Raw genomic sequence first — 3,443 nt, forward strand, 5'->3', positions numbered from 1 at the left:
CGCCACGGCCGCACCACGATCAGTCAATACGCGGAGCCGAGAGCTCCTAAGATCACCCGTGAGTGCGTCGAGGGGTGGTAGTAGACCGCGAGTGCGACCGTCCCCTCAGGAGAGTCAGCCGACATGGCGACCACATCGGAGAGGTTGTGTTTCCGCACTGCCTCTTCGGCCTGTTGCAAAGTCGACGGGAGGTAGATGGCGAAACCATGGTCACGCCACACTTGGTTCAGCGCGGCGGGCAGCGCGGAATTGTGCAGCGCGACCGTCTCCGCATGGTCCAACTCCACGCCGTACACGCCGAGATCCGGCTCGATCACCGGGTTGAACGCGGCGGCCTGTCCCGCTCCGGCCGACACCATGATCGCGGCCAGTCCCGCTCCGATGCCCAATGTCGCAGCGGTAGCACGTATACCCATGACAAGCTCCAATATCCTTACACGCCAACAGAAATGCTGCCGGACCGAGCCGTGTCGCCACTGCGCACAGCGGTCTCAACTTAGCAGGACGAATGCACGACGATTTGCCCGTTTCGCCTTGTTGCCGTGTGGTTTCGCCGACCGGCGGCTCTCGAGGTACGGAACGCGCGGTGCGGGTCTCGGCCGGCTCCGCGGGCAGTAGAGGTGCACGCCGACTTGATGCATCCGTCGACCCCGACGGCCCGATCCAAGTCACACAGCGCGGTCGACATCGAAGGCGCCCGCACGCGAAGCGCGCTCACGTTTCCCGTCAGCGCCTATCCGACTGGCATTCGGGGATGATGCCGGGCCGACAGCGACAGCGCGACAGGCTCTATCCAGCGTGGGTGATGCGGGTCAGCGTGCGCGGCTGGTGCGGAGTTCGCGGGGCAGGGCGAAGACCAGGGTCTCGTTGGCGGTCGTGACCGGTTGTACGTCGGCGTAGCCGTGCTCTTCAAGCATGTCCAGGACGCCGCGGACCAAGATCTCGGGCACCGAGGCGCCGGAGGTGATGCCGATGGTGTGGGCGTCGGCAAGCCAGGCGGGATCCACCTCGCGGGCGTAGTCGACCAGGTGGGCCGCCTTGGCGCCGGCGTTGAGCGCCACCTCGACCAGACGCACCGAGTTCGAGGAGTTGCGCGACCCGACCACGATCACCAGATCGCACTCCGGCGCCATCGCCTTCACCGCGACCTGACGGTTCTGGGTGGCGTAGCAGATGTCGTCGCTCGGCGGATCCTGCAGCGCGGGGAAGCGTTCGCGCAGCCGCTGCACCGTCTCCATGGTCTCGTCGACGCTGAGCGTGGTCTGGGAGAGCCAGATCACCTTCGACTCGTCGCGCACGGTGACCTTGTCCACCGACGCGGGGCCGTCCACCAGCTGCACATGGTCGGGCGCCTCGCCCGCCGTGCCCTCGACCTCCTCGTGGCCCTCGTGGCCGATCAGCAGGATGTCGTAGTCGTCGCGGGCGAAGCGCTTCGCCTCCTGGTGCACCTTCGTCACCAGCGGGCAGGTCGCGTCGATGGTGTGCAGATTGCGCGCGGCCGCCGAGGAGTGCACGGCGGGCGAGACTCCGTGCGCGGAGAACACGACGACCGAGCCCTCCGGCACCTCGTCGGTCTCGTCGACGAAGATGACGCCCTGCTCACGCAGCGTCTCCACGACGTGACGGTTGTGCACGATCTCCTTGCGCACGTAGATCGGCGCGCCGTGCTTCTCGAGGGTCTTCTCCACGGTCTCCACCGCCCGGTCCACGCCGGCGCAGTACCCACGCGGCTCCGCGAGCAGCACCCGCTTGCCGCCCGCGGGATCGGCGGCTCCGGCACCCGCTGAGCGGGTGATTCCGACGTTCAAGGGTATGGCCGTGGACATGCCGACCAGCTTACGTGCGCACACCGACTTCGCGCCGTCCGGGCGTCGACGGCGAGGACCGTGCGTCGGCGAGGCGCGCTCCCTACTCACCGATTCATACGCCAGAATCATCGCGGTGAGCCCCGACCTTTGCACAGCACACCATTTCGGGCAGGCTAGGACCATGTTTCGACCACCGTTTCTGGCCCGGGTAGCCGCCGGGGCAGCCGTGTACGCCATCGAGGAGACTCGCAGGCTACCCACGGCCGCAATGAATTTGCCGATCACCGCCATCAGTCAGGTGCTGCAGACGACGATGCACGTCCAGCAGTTCGTGACCAGCCTGGCGCTCAAGGGCGACGCCGTCTTCGAACGTCTCGGCAACGCGCCGCAGGAGCAGCCGGAGTGGGCCACCTTCGACGAGGACCTGCCCGACGAGCCGGCCCCGAGCGGCGCGACGGCCCGCACCAGCCGTTTCGACCTGTACGCCGACGAGCCGGAGTCGTCCGCCTTCGACACCCTGCCCGCCGACGCCGCTACCCGCGCGAGCGAGCGCAACGGCCACACCGGCCCGGCGCAGCTCGTCGACGAGCCCGAATCCGCCGAGCGGGAACCACAATTGGAGATCGTCCGCGCGGCCGACCCCGCGCCGGAGATCAGCGAGCCGGAAGTAGCCACCCGCTACGACTACGCCAACATGACCGTGGCCCAGCTGCGCGCCCGCCTGCGCATGCTCAGCCTCGAAGACCTCACCGCGCTGCTGGACTACGAGCAGCGCACCCTCGCCAGGGCGCCGTTCGTGACCATGCTGACGAATCGGATCGCCACCGTGCAGGCCCAGTGACGGCACGCGAACCGGTCCCGGGTACCCCGGCGCGCGAACCCGCCCGCGGTACCCAGGACAGCCCTACTCAGCGCGGCTCCGCACCGGACGCCCAGGCCTCCGCACCGGGCAACTCCGCCGAGCAGCCCTACCCCGTCCGCTCCGTCGCTATCAAGGTCGCGCAGTGGATCGACCGGCTCGGCAGCATCTGGGTCGAGGGCCAGATCACGCAGATCAATCTGCGCCCCGGCACGCGCACCGCGTTCCTGGTGCTGCGCGACCCGTCCGCGGACATGTCGCTCTCGGTGACCTGCGACCCGGACCTCATCCGCAAGTCCCCGATCCCGCTGCAGGAAGGCAGCCGGGTCGTCGTCTACGGCAAACTGTCCTTCTTCACCGGCCGCGGCACGCTGTCGCTGCGCGTCATCGAGATCCGCCCGGTCGGCATCGGCGAGTTGCTCGCCCGCATCGAACGGCTCAAGGCCCTGCTCGCCGCCGAGGGGCTGTTCGATCCCCGGCTCAAGCGGCCGATCCCGTTCCTGCCCAAGACCGTCGGCCTCATCACCGGCCGCGCGAGCGCCGCCGAGCGCGACGTCCTGACCGTGGCCCGAAACCGTTGGCCCGCAGTGCGTTTCGAGATCCGCAATACCGCGGTGCAGGGCCCGACGGCGGTCCCGCAGATGCTGGAGGCGCTGGCGCAGCTCGACCGCGACCCGGCCGTGGACGTGATCGTGCTCGCCCGGGGCGGCGGCAGCGTCGAGGACCTGCTCGCGTTCTCCGACGAGGCGCTGTGCCGCGCCATCGTCGCCGCGACC

Annotated in this window: 4 protein-coding genes; 2 read left to right on the plus strand and 2 right to left on the minus strand. The window is 68.9% G+C overall.

The genetic code is table 11. From position 1 onward, the window contains the following. Window positions 1-23: 23 nt before the first annotated feature. Entirely contained in the window at window positions 24-416 is a 393-nt protein-coding gene (locus ON39_RS46160) for a hypothetical protein (protein WP_146251035.1), read from the minus strand. A gap of 396 nt (window positions 417-812) precedes the next feature. Then, the gene (locus ON39_RS27090; RefSeq protein ID WP_040738650.1) at window positions 813-1,826 is read right to left on the minus strand and encodes a 4-hydroxy-3-methylbut-2-enyl diphosphate reductase; all 1,014 of its coding nucleotides are present in this window, start codon (window positions 1,824-1,826) and stop codon (window positions 813-815) included. A 163-nt stretch (window positions 1,827-1,989) separates the two neighbouring features. Between ON39_RS27090 and ON39_RS27095 the strand changes: the two genes are divergently transcribed. Next, window positions 1,990-2,649, plus strand: a complete 660-nt coding sequence (locus tag ON39_RS27095; RefSeq protein WP_040738651.1) for a lipid droplet-associated protein — start codon at window positions 1,990-1,992, stop codon at window positions 2,647-2,649. Next, window positions 2,646-3,443: exodeoxyribonuclease VII large subunit (gene xseA, locus ON39_RS27100; RefSeq protein ID WP_255219301.1), on the plus strand; the 798-nt coding region annotated here is incomplete at its 3' end. The genes ON39_RS27095 and xseA, both read left to right, overlap by 4 nt.

This window comes from Nocardia tenerifensis NBRC 101015, from assembly GCF_000308715.1.
GTDB classification, from domain to species: Bacteria; Actinomycetota; Actinomycetes; order Mycobacteriales; family Mycobacteriaceae; genus Nocardia; species Nocardia tenerifensis.

What these genes read in the sequence shown, in the direction of transcription:
- ON39_RS46160 (WP_146251035.1), bottom strand. Translation starts at nt 416, where the DNA reads ATGGGTATACGTGCTACCGCTGCGACATTGGGCATCGGAGCGGGACTG.
- ON39_RS27090 (WP_040738650.1), bottom strand. Translation starts at nt 1,826, where the DNA reads ATGTCCACGGCCATACCCTTGAACGTCGGAATCACCCGCTCAGCGGGT.
- ON39_RS27095 (WP_040738651.1), top strand. Translation starts at nt 1,990, where the DNA reads ATGTTTCGACCACCGTTTCTGGCCCGGGTAGCCGCCGGGGCAGCCGTG.